The 17,410-nt window shown below is 54.2% G+C and carries 13 protein-coding genes; 8 read left to right on the top strand and 5 right to left on the bottom strand.

Going from position 1 to position 17,410, the window contains the following annotated elements; translation table 11 throughout:
• On the top strand, positions 1–1,236 hold a 1,236-nt coding region (locus OES20_06635; protein ID MDH3634366.1), incomplete at its 5' end, for a VCBS domain-containing protein.
• Between the two features lie 57 nt (positions 1,237–1,293).
• The gene (locus tag OES20_06630) at positions 1,294–4,293 is read left to right on the top strand and encodes a diguanylate cyclase (GenBank protein MDH3634365.1); all 3,000 of its coding nucleotides are present in this window, start codon (positions 1,294–1,296) and stop codon (positions 4,291–4,293) included.
• A gap of 15 nt (positions 4,294–4,308) precedes the next feature.
• On the opposite strand, the gene OES20_06625 is transcribed toward OES20_06630, so the two are convergent.
• From OES20_06625 to ilvD, 3 genes are read right to left on the bottom strand one after another with little or no spacing between them, the layout of a single operon-like run.
• Positions 4,309–5,451 carry a 4-phosphoerythronate dehydrogenase gene (locus tag OES20_06625; protein ID MDH3634364.1) on the bottom strand — a complete coding sequence of 381 codons (1,143 nt, stop codon included), beginning with the start codon at positions 5,449–5,451 and terminating at the stop codon, positions 4,309–4,311.
• Positions 5,448–6,596, bottom strand: a complete 1,149-nt coding sequence (argE, locus tag OES20_06620; protein MDH3634363.1) for an acetylornithine deacetylase — start codon at positions 6,594–6,596, stop codon at positions 5,448–5,450. The genes OES20_06625 and argE overlap by 4 nt, the downstream gene beginning before the upstream one ends.
• 10 nt (positions 6,597–6,606) lie before the next feature.
• Positions 6,607–8,319, bottom strand: coding sequence for a dihydroxy-acid dehydratase (ilvD, locus tag OES20_06615; protein MDH3634362.1), 1,713 nt, complete (start codon positions 8,317–8,319; stop codon positions 6,607–6,609).
• Between the two features lie 146 nt (positions 8,320–8,465).
• Here ilvD and OES20_06610 point away from each other — a divergent pair, with 146 nt between their 5' ends.
• A complete protein-coding gene (locus OES20_06610; GenBank protein ID MDH3634361.1) occupies positions 8,466–10,775 on the top strand; it encodes an EAL domain-containing protein in 2,310 nt (769 codons plus the stop codon).
• Between the two features lie 150 nt (positions 10,776–10,925).
• Here the strand turns inward: OES20_06610 and OES20_06605 are convergent, their stop codons facing one another.
• Positions 10,926–11,411, bottom strand: coding sequence for a GNAT family N-acetyltransferase (locus tag OES20_06605; protein MDH3634360.1), 486 nt, complete (start codon positions 11,409–11,411; stop codon positions 10,926–10,928).
• Positions 11,412–11,651: 240 nt separating this feature from the next.
• Here OES20_06605 and OES20_06600 point away from each other — a divergent pair, with 240 nt between their 5' ends.
• The 5 genes from OES20_06600 to ampD all read left to right on the top strand — a co-directional run bounded on the left by OES20_06600 (position 11,652) and on the right by ampD (position 16,696).
• Positions 11,652–12,677, top strand: coding sequence for an amino acid ABC transporter substrate-binding protein (locus tag OES20_06600; protein MDH3634359.1), 1,026 nt, complete (start codon positions 11,652–11,654; stop codon positions 12,675–12,677).
• 92 nt (positions 12,678–12,769) lie between these two features.
• A complete protein-coding gene (locus tag OES20_06595) occupies positions 12,770–13,963 on the top strand; it encodes an ABC transporter permease subunit (protein MDH3634358.1) in 1,194 nt (397 codons plus the stop codon).
• Position 13,964: 1 nt separating this feature from the next.
• Complete coding sequence (locus OES20_06590; GenBank protein ID MDH3634357.1) at positions 13,965–15,089, top strand: amino acid ABC transporter permease; 1,125 nt, start codon at positions 13,965–13,967, stop codon at positions 15,087–15,089.
• Positions 15,090–15,111: 22 nt separating this feature from the next.
• Positions 15,112–15,888: an amino acid ABC transporter ATP-binding protein gene (locus OES20_06585; protein ID MDH3634356.1), complete on the top strand. Its 777-nt coding sequence runs from the start codon at positions 15,112–15,114 to the stop codon at positions 15,886–15,888.
• Positions 15,889–16,144: 256 nt separating this feature from the next.
• Positions 16,145–16,696 (top strand): 1,6-anhydro-N-acetylmuramyl-L-alanine amidase AmpD, encoded by a 552-nt coding sequence (gene ampD, locus OES20_06580; GenBank protein ID MDH3634355.1) that lies wholly within the window; start codon positions 16,145–16,147, stop codon positions 16,694–16,696.
• Here ampD and OES20_06575 read toward each other — a convergent pair.
• On the bottom strand, positions 16,679–17,395 hold the full coding sequence (locus OES20_06575) for an arginyltransferase (GenBank protein ID MDH3634354.1): 717 nt from the start codon (positions 17,393–17,395) through the stop codon (positions 16,679–16,681). The genes ampD and OES20_06575 overlap by 18 nt on opposite strands.
• Positions 17,396–17,410 lie beyond the last annotated feature (15 nt).

Here is a 17,410-nt window from a genome sequence, read left to right as displayed (position 1 = left end):
TTTACGGCAACGGCAACGGATGCCGATCTGCCGGTCGATACGTTGACCTTTAGTCTGGATGGGGCCTCCTTGGCCGCGGGCATGACGATCGATGCCAACACTGGTGCGTTCTCCTGGACCCCAACCGAAGGTCAGGGCGGCTCCACGCCCTCGGTAACCATTACGGTCACGGATAGTGGCACCGGCAACCTGATCGATAGCGAGACCTTCACCATCACCGTGAACGATGTCAACTCTGCTCCGATCATTGGCGGCACCGATACCGGCGTGGTAACCGAGGATCGAGTCGACTCTACCGGTAAACTGTCGGTCGCAGGTGCCTTGACGATCGAAGATCCCGATATTGGGGAGTCTAATTTTGTTGCCCAGACCATCCAGGGCAACTTCGGTAATTTGACGATCGACGCGTCGGGTAACTGGAGCTATAGCGCTGATAACAGTAACGCAGAAATTCAGGCGTTACAGGCCGGAGAATCAATGACCGAAATTCTGACCGTAACCACGGCCGATGGCAGTACGCATGACGTGGAGATTATTATTAATGGGTCAGCGGAAGCGCCACCTGCGCCGCCTCCCCCGCAGGAGCCGCCACCTGAAGAAGAGCCTCCCGCCGACGAGCCGCCAGACGAAGTTGAAGAAGAGCAGGTTGGAACCGGTGATGATCAGATACTGGAAGAAATTGTTCAAGTTCCGCAGGGTATCAGGTCGCCGGACCCGGAACAGGATTCAGGCTTTGCGCAAGCGAACGACTCAGATAGCGAACCGGTCGATTATCCGGTAATCGATAAGCAGCCTGCAAAGCTCCCGGAACAACCACAGGTGCAGGCACTGAAGGCGCAGAATCTGAGCATCGATACGCTGACCTTGCAGGTGAGCGATGATGAAGCGCTCAACGAGCAATACGAGCTCGAACTGCTCGAACGAATCGACAGCATGCATCTCGGTATGGACCTGGAGGTGGCACAGCAGAACGCTGATGATGTCGATGTAAAGGTCTTTGTGGGTTCAACTGCGGGTCTCACCGTGGGTATCGTGAGCTGGGTTTTACGCGGCGGGGCGCTGCTGGCGAGTTTCATGTCCACGGTGCCATTACTCAACCGTTTCGATCCGCTGCCGATACTAAAGGCGAGGGAAGACAAGGAAGATGTCGAGCCCGATGACGATGATGATGAGAAAACGCAAATCAGAGAGCATGCCAGGAAAGTGGACAACATGTTCTCCGAGAATGGCGATTAACGGTAATGAACAGGTTAATTCATACCGTTGCCTCCAGGGTGGGATCAAGATTTATCGATGAATAAATTACGCAAATCCCTGGGGTTAATTTTTCCGGCCATGCGCATCAGTTTTGCGCTGGTGCTACTGACTTCCTGTATCCTGCTCGGTGCGGAAATGTTCGGGTTTACGCCGGACGAAGATAAGCTCGAACTGAAGGCACGCAAGCAGATTAGCGAATCGCTGGCAATCCAGTTTGCGTTGCTCGATCCGAAGCAAGATATAAAAAAGCTGGAACGTCTCCTGACCCTGGTCGCCAAGCGCAATCCCGACATCCTGTCGACCGGTATCCGCCGAGATTCAGGACAAGTTGTTTATAAGTCACCCAGTCATGACCGGCTCTGGCAAGGATTTAAGGGCGACAAATCAACGCCCTCTCATGTACTGGTGCCCTTGCTGCGCGGTGGCGAGCCCTGGGGCAACGTTGAATTACGTTTCGAAGCGCTAAAAAGTGAATCTTTGCTGGGTTTTGTCGACAAGGGGATTTTCAAGTTGCTCGTTTTCTGCCTGCTGATCGGGTTCTTCGTTTACCTCGCATTCATGCTCAGAACGCTGCGCCAACTCGATCCCTCCGCGGTGATTCCAGAAAGAGTCAATGCGGCGTTTGATACGCTCTCCGAGGGTGTCATGATCGTCGATGAGGAAGAGCAAATTCTGCTCACCAACAAGGCCTTCAGCGACAAAATAGGTCGTGATTCTTTTTCAATGCTCGGTAACAAGGCATCGGAGCTGAACTGGGAACGCGTTTCGAAACAGAAATCCGGCACTGAGTTACCCTGGCTCGACGTGCTCAAGACTGGCAAGGCGAGCATCGGCGCCCAGTTTAATCTGAAGTCCGAAGACGGCAAAACCATCAAGTTCGCGATCAATGCCTCACCCATCCTGAGCCCCGAAGGCAAGGCGCAGGGCGTGCTCATCACGCTCGATGACATTACTGAAATCGAGGAGCGTAATGTCGAACTGCAGAGCATGGTAAAGCGTCTCGAGAAAACCCAGGCGCAGGTAAACGAACAGAACAAGGAACTGACCTACCTGGCGACGCGGGATTCGCTCACCGGCTGCCTGAATCGGCGTGCGTTTTCAGAACAGTTCGAATTGATTTTTAAGGCCTCGCTGGAGGATGGTTCCGAGCTCTGTTGCATCATGGTCGATCTCGATCACTTCAAGCAGGTCAACGATAACTTCGGGCATGCTACCGGTGACGAGGTAATCAAGATGCTCGCCGAAATTCTGAAAGCGAACACGCGCAAGGATGACCTGGTTGCACGTTACGGTGGTGAAGAATTTTGCCTGGTGCTGCCGGGCATGCCGATGGATGTGGCCATAAAGGTTGCCGAGCGTATCCGTTTGCGCGTAAAAGACGAATCGACCAAGCGTTACGAAAACGGTCCGCGCGTCACCGCCAGTCTCGGTATCGCCAATATGCACGATAATCCAACCAGTCCGGGCAACCTGAATCATCTCGCCGATGAGGCACTTTATGCCGCCAAGCAATCAGGGCGTAACCGCGTGGTCAGCTGGGCCTCGATGGCGACCATGGAGGATAAAACGGAACCTGGCGATGGAACGATAATGCAAGTTTCTCAGACCGGGCCGGACGTCGAGAAACTTCAGAGTCGTATCGCCGAACTCGAAGATATGGCAACGCAATTCTCGTCCGAACTCGAGTTCAGTAAAAGCTACGACGGCCTGACCGGGTTGCCCAACCAGATATTATTTTATGATCGAATCCACCAGGCGATCGAGCGCGGTTTCCGGCATGACCAGCTCGCCGCGGTGTTGATCATCGATATTGAAATGTTCAGCCAGATCAACGCGACCCTCGGGCGGTCCGGTGGTGATGAGTTGCTCAAGCAGGTCGCATATCGTTTGAACTCGATTGTGCGTAAGACCGACGGCGTATCGCGACTGAGCGTTTCACGTTTCCCCGGTGATGAATTTGCCGTGCTGTTAACCGATCTCCAGAAAAAGGAAGGCGCCACCTGGGCCGTCAATCGAATCCTCGAAATTATCAACCAGCCGGTGGAAATCGAGGGAAATACCATTTACCTGACCAGTCACGTCGGGGTCAGTCTCTACCCGACCGATTCGGACACGGTCGAAGGCCTGCTCAACAAGGCGATGAGCGCGAAGCAATACAGCAAGAAGCACAAGTCGGACATCGGTTACCAGTTCTACGATCAGCAGGTGCAGCAGCTTTCGGTCAAACATGTCGAACTTGAGGTCGACCTGCGCCGCGCGGTCGAAAACGAGGAATGGATGCTACATTACCAGCCCAAGCTGGACATCGGGCAGCAGAAGATCGTCGGTGTCGAGGCCCTGATTCGCTGGAACCATCCCGAGCGCGGTGTGGTTTCGCCCTATGAATTTATCGAATTTGCCGAGCAGCGCGGCCTGATCGTGCCGATCGGCGACTGGGTTATTCGGGAAGCCTGTCAGCAGTTGCGTCGCTGGATCGATCAGGGAATTCAGAACTGCAGGATTGCGATCAACTTGTCGAGCGTGCAGCTGATTCAGGCGGATATCGTGGAACGGATCCTGGGCTGCCTGGATGAATTCAAGGTACCGCCGTTGCTGTTTGAGATCGAAATTACCGAAACCCTGCTCATGGAAAACGTGCGCAAAGCAATCGAATCGCTGGAACGGCTGCACTCGCGGGGCATTACCATCGCTATCGATGATTTTGGCACCGGCTACTCGTCGCTGAGCTATCTGAAAAACCTGCCGATCGACACCCTCAAGATCGATCGCGTATTCGTTAAGGATTTGTGTACCGACGAGAACGATCAGAAGATTGTGCAGACGCTCGTCTCAATGGCGCAATCGATGAATATGAAAATCGTTGCTGAAGGGGTTGAAGATAACGAGCAATTAGAGCTCCTGCGCGAGTACGCGGTAGACCAGGTTCAGGGCTACCTGCTGAGCAAGCCGGTCGATGCAGTCGAGCTGGAGAAGATGATTCGCAATCCGCAGCAGCTTCTGGCATCTCCCGACAACGTGGTGCAGTTGCGTCCCTAATTGCTGGTGTCAGACTCAAGTCCCGATTTGAAAACCCAGCTGTTGTATTGCCCGAACCGGTAGGTTCGTATCACTCAGCTGCACGATAAAGCGCTCGTATTCCAGCCGATCGGGATAGACCCGGCGCAGCGCGTCGAAATGCACGGCAAACGATCTCGGATCCAGGTCACTCCCAGATATCAAAGCTTCGTGATCACGCCAGATATCGAAGTGCTGCTGGAACAGGTTATGCCAGGCTGCTGTAACCGGGTCCGTGGGCGCTAGCTCGAGGACTTTGTCCGCAGGAAGCTGCTGCGACATATTCCAGCTGGACTTACGCTCAAAATGTTCGCAGGCCGCGTCGAGCACCATCTGCGTGCCGCGCAGGCGGCCTTCGATGCTATAACCCGCGATATGCGGCGTCGCGAGGTCGACCCGCTGCAGCAATTCAAGTGAAAGGTCGGGTTCATGTTCCCAGGTATCGAGAAAAACGAGTAAATCGTCACGTTTGTTCAACAAGTCGAGTAACGCCCGGTTATCGACCACTTCGCCGCGGGCGGCGTTGATCAGCAGACAGCCTTTCGAGAGCTGCTGCAGGCGCCCGGCATCGAGCAGGTGATAGGTCGGATGGCGACCTCCACGGGTTAACGGTACATGCAGCGTGACGAAATTACATTTTTGCAGAATGGTATCGAGGTCGACGAAATTCTGGCGCGAAGTACCGGCTTCCTGCAGCGGAGGATCACAAACCAGGCATGCGATACCTAGTGCAGTAAGTTTCTGATGGAGTCGCGAGCCGACGTTGCCGAAACCGACGATCCCCGCCTTCAAATTGAACGGGTCGAAATCCTTACGCTGTGCCAGCGCAAACAGCCCGCTGATGACGTATTCGGAGGCAGCCTCGGCATTGCAGCCCGCCGCGTTACTGCAGCCAATTTCGGCTTCTGCAAGATAGTCGAGGTCAATGTGATCGGTGCCGATGGTTGCGGTGCCGACAAATTCGACCGGGGTGCCGTTCAATAAATCGGCATCGACGCGGGTCACCGTTCGGACAATCAGGCACTGGCAGTCGGTAAGATGCTCACGCCTGATGTCTCGTCCGGGCATGAGCGCGACCTCGCCGAGATCGCGAAATGCATCCTCGACACAGGGGATATTCTGATCGGCCAGGATCGTCACGACATGCAAAAACGGTCGATCAGGTCCTCGAGCATTATTATGGTTGGATCGATGTGCGCGAGCGGCAGGAATTCATCGGGCTGGTGTGCCTGGTTGATGGATCCGGGCCCGATAACGATGGTTTCGGTTTGCATCGAGTTGTAGTAGGGCGCCTCGGTGCCGAAAGCCACGCTGCCGGTTTTTTTGCCGGTGATATGGGTCAGGTATTGTGCGATTTCGCTGGCCTCGGGGGTGTCCATCGCGGGCAGGCCGGCGCCGAAGATCTGGGTGTTAACACCTAAACCCCGTGCCTCGGCAACCTCGGCGGCAAGTCCCTCCAGGTCTGCCTGCAGCGTTGCGAACGACATCGCGGGTAAAAAGCGTATATCGATCAGCAGCGTGCAGGCACCGCAGATCCGGTTCGAGTTATCGCCACCGTGTATATGCCCGAGATTCATGGTCGGGGTTGGAATCGTAAACGCAGGATCATTGTATTGCTGCTGGATCTTGTCGCGGTATGCGTACAGCGCGGTCATGAACTGGTGCATGCCGTCGAGCGCATTGTTGCCAAGCCCCGGATCACTCGCGTGCCCGGACTGACCCAGGAATTCGACCGACATCGTCAGGTTGCCCTTGTGCTGGCGAATCGGGGACAGGCCCGTGGGCTCACCGATGACACAAAAGCGCCCGAGTTTTTTACCGTTATCGGCAATCAGCTTTGCGCCGTGCATCGTGGTTTCCTCGTCGGCGGTTGCCACCAGGGTGAGGGGACGTTTGAGGTGCTTGAAGTTAACCCTGCTGCTGGCCTCGAGCGCCAGCGCAAGAAAACTTTTCATATCGCAACTACCGAGCCCGTAAATCCGATCGTCTGCCTCTCGTGCCTGGAACGGGTCGCTGGTCCACAGCAATGGATCACAGGGCACCGTGTCGGTGTGGCCTGACAGCACAAGGCCGTCGCTGCCGCTGCCGGCACGCGCCACCAGGTTGTACTTGCCATCGCTGACGTTCTGGATTTCGGTCTCGAATCCGAGACATTCGCTCCATTCAGCCACCTGATCGATAACACCGCGGTTACTGGTATCCAGGTCCTCGTGCACGCAACTCACGGACGGGGTTGCGATCAAGGCTGCAATCATGTCGCGCGCGGCAGGAAACGCCTGGGACATGCCGTAAGCCTCAATCCTGCGGCAGGTCGGTTACGGCGCCTGTGGAAGCGGAACTGACGAGACGCGCGTACTTCGCCAGCACACCACGCCTGTAGCGCGGTCTGGGCGGTTTCCAGGCATTTGCCCGGCGCCTGAGCTCGGCCGCACTCAACTTGACATTGACTTCGCGCTTCTCGGCATCGATGGTGATGATATCGCCGTTCTTGAGCAAAGCGATGGGCCCGCCGACCGCGGCTTCGGGAGTAACGTGTCCTACCACGAAGCCGTGCGAGCCGCCGGAGAAACGACCGTCGGTCAGAAAAGCAACGTCCTTGCCGAGACCCTTACCCATGATGGCCGAGGTTGGTGACAGCATTTCGCGCATGCCCGGACCACCCTTCGGACCCTCGTAGCGCACTACGATAACGTCCCCTTTTTTAACGGTACCGTCGAGAATCTTCTTGAGCGCCTGTTCCTCGGAAGAAAAAATTCGCGCCTTGCCGGTAAAGTGGAGTCCTTCCTTACCCGAAATCTTCGCCACCGAACCCTCGGGCGCGAGGTTGCCGTGCAGGATGACCAGGTGGCTGTCTTTCTTAATCGGGTCGTTGAGCGCGTGCACGATATCCTGGCTTTTGGGATAGGGTTTTACACCGGCCAGGTTCTGCGCCAGCGTCTTGCCGGTGACGGTCAGGCAGTCGCCATGCAGTAAGCCAGCGTCGAGCAGCATTTTCATCAACGGCTGGATGCCGCCGATGGCGATCAATTCAGACATCATCGCCTTGCCACTGGGGCGCAGGTCGGCGAGTACCGGCACGCGCTTGCCGATGCGCGTGAAATCATCCAGCTTGAGTCTGACCCCGATTGACGAGGCCATTGCGAGCAAGTGCAGCACCGCGTTGGTTGAGCCTCCAAGGGCTATAACTACCGTTATCGCGTTTTCGAACGCCTTGCGTGTCATGATGTCGCTGGGCCGGATGTTGGCCTTGAGCAGTGCCATCGCGGCTTTACCTGCTTCGATACAATCCTGCGTCTTGTCTTTCGAAATCGCCGCCTGTGCGGAGCTGTTCGGCAGGCTCATACCCATGGCCTCGATCGCCGAGGCCATCGTGTTCGCGGTATACATGCCGCCGCAGGAACCGGGGCCCGGGATCGCGGTGCATTCGATTTCCTTGAGCTCTTTTTTGGTAATCTTGTGCTGTGCCTGCGCACCAACCGCTTCAAATACCGACACGATGTCAGTGTTTTTGCCCTTGTGACAACCCGGTAAGATGGTGCCGCCGTAGACAAATACCGAGGGGCGATTGAGACGCGCCATGCCCATCATGCAGCCGGGCATATTTTTGTCGCAGCCGCCGATCGTTACCAGCGCATCGAAACCCTGGCAGCCGGTAACCGCTTCGATGGAATCGGCAATAACCTCGCGCGACACCAGTGAATACTTCATCCCCTCGCTACCCATCGAAATGCCGTCGGAAATGGTGATGGTATTGAAAACCACTGCCTTGCCGCCAGCCGAGTTGGCGCCTTCGGCGGACTTTAGCGCAAGCTGATCGATGTGCATGTTGCAGGGCGTCACCATGCTCCAGGTTGAGGCGATACCAACCTGCGGTTTCTTGAAGTCGGCGTCGTCAAAGCCAACCGCACGCAGCATCGAGCGACTGGGTGCGCGGTCGACACCGTCGACGACCAGCGACGAGTATTGACGGGGATTTGATCTAGGTGATGCTTTTTTTTTGCTCGCCATAACGGGATTGACATCTGTAATGTGGAGAATCGCCGTAGGTTAGGCAAAGGCCGAAGGCGATGCAAGCGAATAAATCGGGCCCGAAACCCAATATTCCGGATTCTTGCCTATACTCATTGTTAACTCCTGTTCAGGCCGATTAATACATGGTCGAAATTGTTTTGGTAACTGCGATCTCCGCGCTGCTCGGCGCGGTTCTGGCGTGGTACCTGTTAAAGGGATTTGCCGGAATGCGGGCCCGTCGGCTGCAGGAAGGTCGCAAGGATCGGCTGTATAGCCTGATCGAGGCCACGGTTGGTACCACCGGTGAAACCTATTTTTACGCCCTGGTTCGAGAACTCTCCCAATTCCTGTCGGTAGACGCGGTATTCCTCGCCGCGAGTGTCGATGCAGAGCAGCAAAACTATCAGAGCCTGTCTTACTGGTGTGACGGCGGTTACATCATGAATCACTCCATTTCGCTGCAGAACAGCCCCTGCGCCGAGAGCGGGAGTTTCTGGTACCTTGAAAATTCGGCCAGCGAACTGTTTCCCAACGCTGTTTTCCTGCGAGAGCGTTTCAACACCTCCGGAGTTTTCGCGTTGAAGCTGCAGGATTCCTCCGGGCGACCCATCGGTGTGCTGGTCGGCATTAGTCGCAGCACGCTGCACCCGAAAAAAAGCGACATACACGTGATCAAGTTGTTCGCCGCACGAGCTGCGGCCGAGCTGGAACGAAAGCTTGCGCTTGGCGAAACATTGATGGAAAAGGAGCGTGCGCAGGTAACCCTGCACTCGATCGGCGACGGTGTCATTACCACCGATGGCAAGGGTTGTATCGACTATATGAATCCGGTAGCCGAGGCCCTGACCGGTTGGCGCTACCACCAGGCGATGGGATTATCGATGGAAGCGGTGCTGCATCTCGAAGACGAGCAGAGCGGCAAGGTGATTCCTGATCCCGCGCAGCATTGCCTGTCCGAGAAAAGAGTGATTGCTCCGAAAACCGATAATGTCCTGATATCGCGTAGCGGTGAACGCTACTCGATTCAGGGTACCGCGGCGCCGATGGTCGATGCGCAGGGCAATAGCATTGGCGTCGTGCTGGTCTTTAAAGATGTCACCGACTCACGTCGTGCTCAAAAAATGATTGTGCACCAGGCGACCCACGACCCATTGACCGGGCTAGTGAACCGCACCGAGTTTGAAGAAAGGCTGGAACAATCCCTGCTGTCGGCCAAGGATTTCGAGAATACGCACGCGCTGTTATTTCTTGATCTCGACCAGTTTAAAATTGTCAACGATACCGCCGGGCATGTTGCCGGTGACGAATTGCTGAAGCAGATATCCTCGCTCCTCTCGGGTCAGCTGCGCGGCCGTGACACGCTGGGTCGGCTCGGCGGTGACGAATTCAGTGTATTACTGGAGAACTGCCCGCTAACCGAGGCCAGTAAAGTAGCCGATATGCTGATTAGCGTCGTGCGGGAATACCGGTTTACCTGGGATCAAAAGACTTACCAGGTTGGTGTTAGCATCGGTATCGTCCCGATAAACGCCGAATCGACCGGCCGCAAGCAACTCATGCACGATGCCGACCAGGCCTGTTACGTCGCCAAGGATAAAGGCCGGGGGCGATACCATATTTACAGCACTGCCGATTCGGGGATGCTCATCGGTCCCGGTGAAAAATTGCAACGTAAGGATATCCAGGATGCGCTTGCGAGCGAGCGGTTCATATTGTTATACCAGCCGATTATTGCGCTCGATTCAGGGCAAAACCGCTTACATACCCGGGCCGAGCTGCTGCTGCGCATGCTTGACGAGGCCAACAACGTCATTACCCCCGGCGCATTCCTGCCGGCTGCCGCCCGCTTTGGCCTGTTGGCGCAGATTGATCACTGGGTTATTGGCCGGGTGTTCGAAACTTATGCGCACATTTTCATGCAGAATCCCGGCCTGGTGCTGAGTTTGAACTTGTCGGCGCCATCCATAGCCGACGACGCGCTACTCGATTATATCCTGCTGATGTTTGAAAAAACGGTGGTCAAACCGCAACAAGTTTGCTTCGAGATTTCCGAAACCGCGCTGAGCCACAATCTCGCAAGCGCGAGTCGCCTGATTAAAGGCTTACAGGCCATCGGTTGCAGTTTCGCGCTCGATAATTTTGGCAGCGGGCTGGCCAGTTTTGCCGCGCTCAAGGATTTACAGCTTGATTTCGTTAAAATTGACGGCCACCTGATTCGTGACATTTGTGGCGATGAAGTCGACTGTACGATGGTCGAGTCGATCAACTCGATCGCGCATTTACTGGATATCCGGACAATCGCCGAAAGCGTCGAAGCAGATACAACCATCGAGAAACTAAAATCGATTGGTATTGACTATGCCCAGGGCTACTTGTTAGGCGACCTGGTGCCACTGGATGAAATCGGCCGTGCCGATCAGGACCAGTCCACCCCCGAAATCCAGGTCAACTGACCCTTTCACAAAATGATTGCGCATTTAGTGACCGGGTCATCCCCGCGAATGCGGGGATCTTGAAACAATGGCGCGCCTGTAGATTCCGATAGGTTAACCCAGCGTGCGCTGGGGAGCCGCTAACGTGGAAATAACTCCGTTTTATCCAGGTTAAACGCCTACCTTGTCAGAGCGACGCTCCAGGATCAGCGTGTTGCGCCAGCGACCGTCGCGTTGCGCGATGCGCTCGCGAATCCCGACTTCCCGGAATCCATGTCGCAGGTGCAGTTTTAATGTTGCCTGGTTTTCCGGAAAGATCGATGAATACAAGCTCCAGATCCCGTTGCGCTCGGATTCCTCGATCAGTGCCGCCATCAGCTTGTTGCCGATGCCCTGGCCGACAAGATCAGTTGCAACGTATACGCTGACCTCGGCGACGCCGCGGTAGCAATCCCGGTCCGACACCGGCGCCAGGGCCGCCCACCCCCGCAATTGGCCATCTTGCTCCCAGACAAGGCGTGAATGAGGCAGATATTTCCCCTGCCAGGACTGCCAGTCGGGTGCCTCGGTCTCGAACGATGCTTCGCCGGTATCAAGCCCCTGGCGGTAGATTTCCAGCACCGATACAGCATCGGAATTTCTCAGATTTCGGATCATCAGATGGACTTATACTGGTATCCGGGGACCGGACGCAATAGCAATTCTGAAAACCTCGTCAAATCAGGCATCTAAATCAATATCTTGGCTGTAAGCCTCGGTTATGTTACTTTTCCGTTACGGAGCAGTTTAAAAGAACTCCTTAATCTGTCATCGAGGTTAAAACTATAGGGTAGGAAAAGCCCGGAAGATCGCGATGATGCTTCATTTCAAAGTAATAACAATTGGAGAGAGTGACCAATGAAACTTTTTAAAACGCTGGCTGTATCTGCCGCCGTGGCGCTTGCCTCAACTTCGGGTGCTGCTACTGCGGGTACGCTACAAGATGTACAGGCCCGTGGTGAACTGAACTGCGTGGTAACAACCGGTGTTGCCGGATTTGCCGCACCCGATGACGCAGGTCGTTGGGCAGGTTTTGACGTTGACTTTTGTCGTGCTACCGCCGCTGCTGTACTCGGCGATGGTAACAAGGTGAAGTTTGTGCCGACTACTGGTAAAACCCGTTTTACCGTGCTGAACTCGGGCGAAGGTGATTTGTTGTATCGAAACACCACCATTACCATGAGCCGTGACGCGGACCTTAAGCTGACCTTCCTCGGAGTCAATTATTACGACGGCCAGGGATTCATGGTGCCGAAGGCGCTTGGTGTAACCTCGGCCAAGGAACTGGATGGTGCTTCAGTCTGCATCCAGACTGGTACTACCACCGAGTTGAACCTCGCTGACTTCTTTCGTGCCAACAACATGAACTACGAGCCGGTAGCGATCGAAACCAACGAAGAAGGGCAGGTAAATTACCTCGCCGGTCGTTGCGACGTATACACTACTGACGCATCGGGTCTGGCGGCTACTCGTAGTACTTTCGATAATCCCAATGCACACATCATTCTGCCGGAAATTATTTCCAAGGAACCGCTGGGACCAGCCGTTCGCCAGGGCGATGATCAATGGGCCGATGTTGCCCGTTGGGTGTTGAATGTTCTGATCGCGGCCGAGGAAGCGGGAATTACCCAGGCCAACGTCAAGGGTCATGCCAGTAAGGCTGGTAATAATCCGGATATCAACCGTATTGCCGGTACCGAGGGTGATTTTGGTGCGATGATCGGACTTGACAAGCAATGGGCCGTACGCGCTATTTCCGCGGTAGGTAACTACGGTGAAATTTTTGAGCGCAACATTGGTGTCAATACTGCTCTCGGTCTTGCTCGCGGTTTGAACGCGCAGTGGACCAATGGTGGAATCCTGTATTCACCACCGGTGCGTTAAATAGCAGTAATGAAGCGGCGGTCTTTCGAGGCCGCCGCCTCACTTTGATCATGGTGTTACGACATGACTGAATTTTCGGGGGCTAACGGAAAATGACGACAGCGAATACATCCAGCAATACCTCACTTTTTTATCGCCTGTTTTTCGACAAAGAGCTGCGTTCAGTCACGATACAGGTCATTACGATGGCCTTGATACTCGCCTTTTTCTTTTTCATAGTCAGCAATGCGATCACCAACCTCGAAACCATCGGTAAAGGATATAGCTTTAATTTCCTGTGGGATGCGTCAAACTACGATATCAATCAAACCCTGATCGAATACAATTCTCGCAGTCCGCACTGGCGCGCTGCCATCGTCGGCATTATCAACACCCTGCTGGTGGCGGTAGCCGGAATTATTCTCTCGACCATCGTCGGATTCCTGCTCGGCGTGTTACGCCTGTCCAGTAACTGGCTGATCAACCGGGTCGTTTACGTTTACATCGAGTACGTGCGTAACGTGCCGGTGTTACTCCATATTTTACTGGTTCACGGTATCGTCGTGAATACTTTACCAATTCCAAAAAATGCAATGATGGCCTTCGATGGCACATTGTTTTTAACCAACCGCGGTTTTTATTTACCTAAACCCCTGTTTGAGCCGGCGATGTGGGCGGTATTGATTGCCTTCATAATCGGCATCGGCTTCACTATCTGGTTTAAAGGTTATGCCAAGAAAGTCCAGGACGCGACCGGTAAAATTTACCCCGTTCTCCTGATAAGCCTTGGCGCCATTATACTGTTCCCGATCATCGTGTTTTTTCTCGCCGGTCTGCCAGTAAACCTGGAATATCCCGAACTCAAAGGTTTTAACTTCAAGGGTGGGCTGGTATTGAGACCCGAGTTCGTGGCCCTGTGGATAGCGCTATCGCTTTATACCGCGGCCTTTATCGCGGAAATCGTGCGAGCCGGAATCCAGGCCATCAGTCATGGCCAGACCGAGGCCGCGTTCGCGCTCGGCATCAAGCCCAGCCGCACCATGCAACTGGTTATCATTCCGCAGGCGTTGCGCGTCATTATCCCGCCGCTTTCGAGCCAGTATTTGAATATCACCAAGAACTCGTCGCTTGCAATCGCAATCGGGTACATGGATATCGTGGCGACTATCGGCGGGATATCTTTGAACCAGACGGGACGCGAAATGGAATGCATGACCATCGTGCTGGCCCTGTACCTGGCCTTTTCCTTAATCATTTCTGCGTTTATGAACTGGTATAACAAACGCATGAAACTGGTGGAGCGCTAAGATGAGTACTGAACAATCCTACGCGGCGGGCGAACATCCGGAACTGCCACCTCCCGTCACCGAAGTCGGCATTATTGGCTGGATTCGCCACAACCTGTTTTCATCGACAACCAACATCGTCATTACGGTGCTGACGATATATTTCCTGTACCTCATCATTCCGCCGATGCTGAACTGGATTATCCTCGATGCGGTATTCTCCGCGGACTCGCGCGATGATTGTCGTGCCATCGCCAAGGCGGCTGGACACGAAATGGGCGCCTGCTGGGCTTTTATCGGCAAACGTTTCCAAATTTTTGTTTACGGATTTTATCCCGAAGAATTGCGCTGGCGGATCAACCTGTCGTTTATCCTGATGCTGGCCGCGCTGATCCCGGTGCTGTTTGACCATGTCCCTTTTCGCAAGCCGGGATTATGGTTCTCATTAGCTGCACCCTTCATCATAGGCTGGCTGTTGCTGGGCGGTATGGGCCTGGAACCGGTGCCAACCGACAAGTTCGGCGGTTTCATGCTGACGCTGGTTATCGGTGTCACCGGTATCGTCGGTTCACTGCCATTGGGCATCGCTCTCGCGCTCGGGCGGCAATCCCACATGCCGGCGCTGCGCATGGTCTGCGTCGCGTTTATCGAGTTCATCCGCGGTGTACCTCTGATCACGCTGCTGTTTGTCGCCTCGACCATGCTGAATTATTTCCTGCCGCCGGGTACGACCTTCGACCTGCTGTTACGCGTACTGATCATGGTGACCCTGTTTTCGGCGGCCTATATTGCCGAAGTTATCAGGGGCGGTTTACAGGCATTACCCAAAGGGCAGATCGAAGCCGCCGACTCGATGGGATTGAAGTACTGGCAGTCGATGCGTTTGATTATCTTACCCCAGGCGTTGAAGATTTCGATTCCCGGGATCGTGAATACCTTTATCGGCCTGTATAAAGATACGACGCTTGTCATTATCATCGGCCTGTTCGATCCGCTCGGCATGGGACGTGCATCGCTGGCCGATACCAAGTGGCAGGGCCTGTCGACGGAAGTTTACGTGTTCGTCGCGATCTTTTTCTTTGTATCCTGCTTCTCAATGGCGCGATACTCACTTTATCTAGAAAAGAAGCTCTATACCGGACATTAAAAGTTAACCAGGGTACATAATTATGAGTAGTCAACCAGAAGCCACACAGCTGGAAATATCCGACGAGGTAGTCATTAAGATACGTGACATGCACAAGTGGTATGGTTCTTTTCACGTGCTCAAGGATGTCAACCTGGAAGTTAACCGGGGTGAAAGAATCGTCATCTGCGGACCCTCGGGTTCCGGAAAATCCACCCTGATTCGTTGCATCAACCGGCTCGAGGAACACCAGCAGGGAGACATTATTGTCGAAAATGTCGAGCTGACCAACGACCTGAAAAATATCGACGCGATTCGTCGCGAAGTCGGCATGTGTTTCCAGCACTTCAATTTGTTTCCGCACCTGACGGTCATGGAGAATTGTGCGCTGGCACCAATCTGGGTCAAGCAAATCCCGCGCAAGGAAGCCGAAGAGACGGCGATGAAATATTTGACCCGCGTAAAAATACCCGAACAGGCTGACAAGTTTCCTGGTCAATTGTCGGGCGGCCAGCAGCAACGGGTTGCGATCGCGCGTTCGCTGTGCATGAACCCAAAAATCATGCTGTTTGATGAGCCGACCTCGGCGCTCGATCCGGAAATGATAAAAGAGGTGCTCGACGTCATGGTCGAACTCGCCATGGAAGGGATGACGATGTTGTGTGTCACCCACGAAATGGGATTTGCCAAGACGGTTGCCAACCGCGTCATCTTCATGGATGAAGGCCAGATCATCGAAGAAAACAACCCACACGAGTTCTTCGATAATCCGCAGCACGAGCGCACCAAGCTGTTCCTGAGCCAGATTCTCGCGCACTAGGAAGCCACAACCCCGCAGCAAGCTGTCATCCCGCTAATAGAAAGCTGTCATCCCGCGGTTTAACCCGATGCGTCGGACCGACGGGATCCAGAGCTTCCGGAACATTTCGTATATCGCTGGATACCACGGTTAAGCCGCGGTATGACAGTCCGCACACTGATCCAGTTGTGGCTTATGGAAATCTTGCAGGTTCAAGTCAAGTAAACTATCTTGCCCCCGTTGGCGGGTAAAATTCCGAGCTCCGGCAAAATCGTGTATGGAAAAACTTTTAATTAATAGCGCAGGCTGGCTGCAGTCGACGGTAGTTATTCAGTCTCCCAATTTTGACGCCAGGCCTGACGATGCCAAAATAAAATTGATCGTCGTGCATGGCATCAGTTTACCGCCCGGGGAATACGGTGGTGGCCATATCCAGGAATTCTTTTGTAATAATCTGAAGGTCGGTGTGCACGAATACCTCGATTCGATATGTGAAATGAAGGTCTCAGCTCACTGCCTGATCGAACGAGATGGCAGTATTGTACAGTTCGTGTCATTCCTGGATCGTGCCTGGCACGCCGGCGAGTCAGAATGGCTGGGTGAAACGGTCTGCAACGACTTTTCGATCGGCATCGAGCTTGAGGGTTGTGACGATCAGCCCTATACCGAGGAACAGTACCAGAGTCTCGCCAATCTGATCGCAAGCCTGCGAGCTGAATACCCCGGGATCGAGAAAGACGCAATTACGGGGCACAGTGATATATCTCCCGGACGTAAAACCGATCCCGGTGAAGCATTTGACTGGGAGAAACTAAGACGACTTGTCTAGCGCTACCCATTGATCGCCAAGGTAGGCTTCGAGCGGTTTGTAACGACGCTTATAACTCATTTTAGTGCATTCGCGAATCCAGTATCCGAGATACAGGTAATCGAGGTCGCGCAGGCGTGTTTCCAGGATCTGGGTCAGGATCGCGAAATGACCGGGGCTGCGGTCGGCGTGATCCTGGTCGAAAAAGGTATAAACGGCGGATAATCCGCTGTCGGTGACGTCGCAAACGGCCACTGCGATGAGTATACGGTTGAGTCGGTACTCGAAAAATAACGTATCGGTCCAATCGCAGATCAAAAACCGGTGATAATCGGATTTACTGGGATTGGCCATACTGCCGTCGTTATGTCGGCTGTTGATGTAGCGTCGATACAGGTCAAAATGTTCATCGCGGAAACGTCCGGGGACAATCGTGATTTTGAGATCTGCATTACGCTTGATCACGCGCTGTTCGTTGCGCGAGTAAGCATGATTCCTTACCGGTACCCGCACCGAAACACATTCCTGGCAACTCGGGCAGTGGGGTCGATAAATATAGCCTCCGGATCGACGAAAACCGTGTTGAATCAACTCGTTATAGGTTTTCATGTCCATGTCCATATGGGGATTGGCGAAGGCACTAACGGATTTTCGATTATCCAGGTAGCTACAGGGCTCCGGGGTAGAGGCGAAGAAATTGATTTTTACCTGATCATTCATAGTTTAAACCGTTAG

It is taken from the genome of Gammaproteobacteria bacterium (assembly GCA_029862005.1).
Classification (GTDB): Bacteria; Pseudomonadota; Gammaproteobacteria.
Note: the sequence above shows the minus strand (reverse complement) of the source record. Positions and strands in the feature narration are given on the sequence as shown.

Excerpts from the sequence above, each read along its gene's own strand:
- OES20_06605 (MDH3634360.1), bottom strand. The coding sequence starts at position 11,411 with ATGATCCGAAATCTGAGAAATTCCGATGCTGTATCGGTGCTGGAAATC.
- ampD (MDH3634355.1), top strand. The coding sequence starts at position 16,145 with ATGGAAAAACTTTTAATTAATAGCGCAGGCTGGCTGCAGTCGACGGTA.
- ilvD (MDH3634362.1), bottom strand. The coding sequence starts at position 8,319 with ATGGCGAGCAAAAAAAAAGCATCACCTAGATCAAATCCCCGTCAATAC.
- OES20_06610 (MDH3634361.1), top strand. The coding sequence starts at position 8,466 with ATGGTCGAAATTGTTTTGGTAACTGCGATCTCCGCGCTGCTCGGCGCG.
- OES20_06595 (MDH3634358.1), top strand. The coding sequence starts at position 12,770 with ATGACGACAGCGAATACATCCAGCAATACCTCACTTTTTTATCGCCTG.
- OES20_06630 (MDH3634365.1), top strand. The coding sequence starts at position 1,294 with ATGAATAAATTACGCAAATCCCTGGGGTTAATTTTTCCGGCCATGCGC.
- OES20_06585 (MDH3634356.1), top strand. The coding sequence starts at position 15,112 with ATGAGTAGTCAACCAGAAGCCACACAGCTGGAAATATCCGACGAGGTA.
- OES20_06575 (MDH3634354.1), bottom strand. The coding sequence starts at position 17,395 with ATGAATGATCAGGTAAAAATCAATTTCTTCGCCTCTACCCCGGAGCCC.
- OES20_06590 (MDH3634357.1), top strand. The coding sequence starts at position 13,965 with ATGAGTACTGAACAATCCTACGCGGCGGGCGAACATCCGGAACTGCCA.
- argE (MDH3634363.1), bottom strand. The coding sequence starts at position 6,596 with ATGTCCCAGGCGTTTCCTGCCGCGCGCGACATGATTGCAGCCTTGATC.
- OES20_06600 (MDH3634359.1), top strand. The coding sequence starts at position 11,652 with ATGAAACTTTTTAAAACGCTGGCTGTATCTGCCGCCGTGGCGCTTGCC.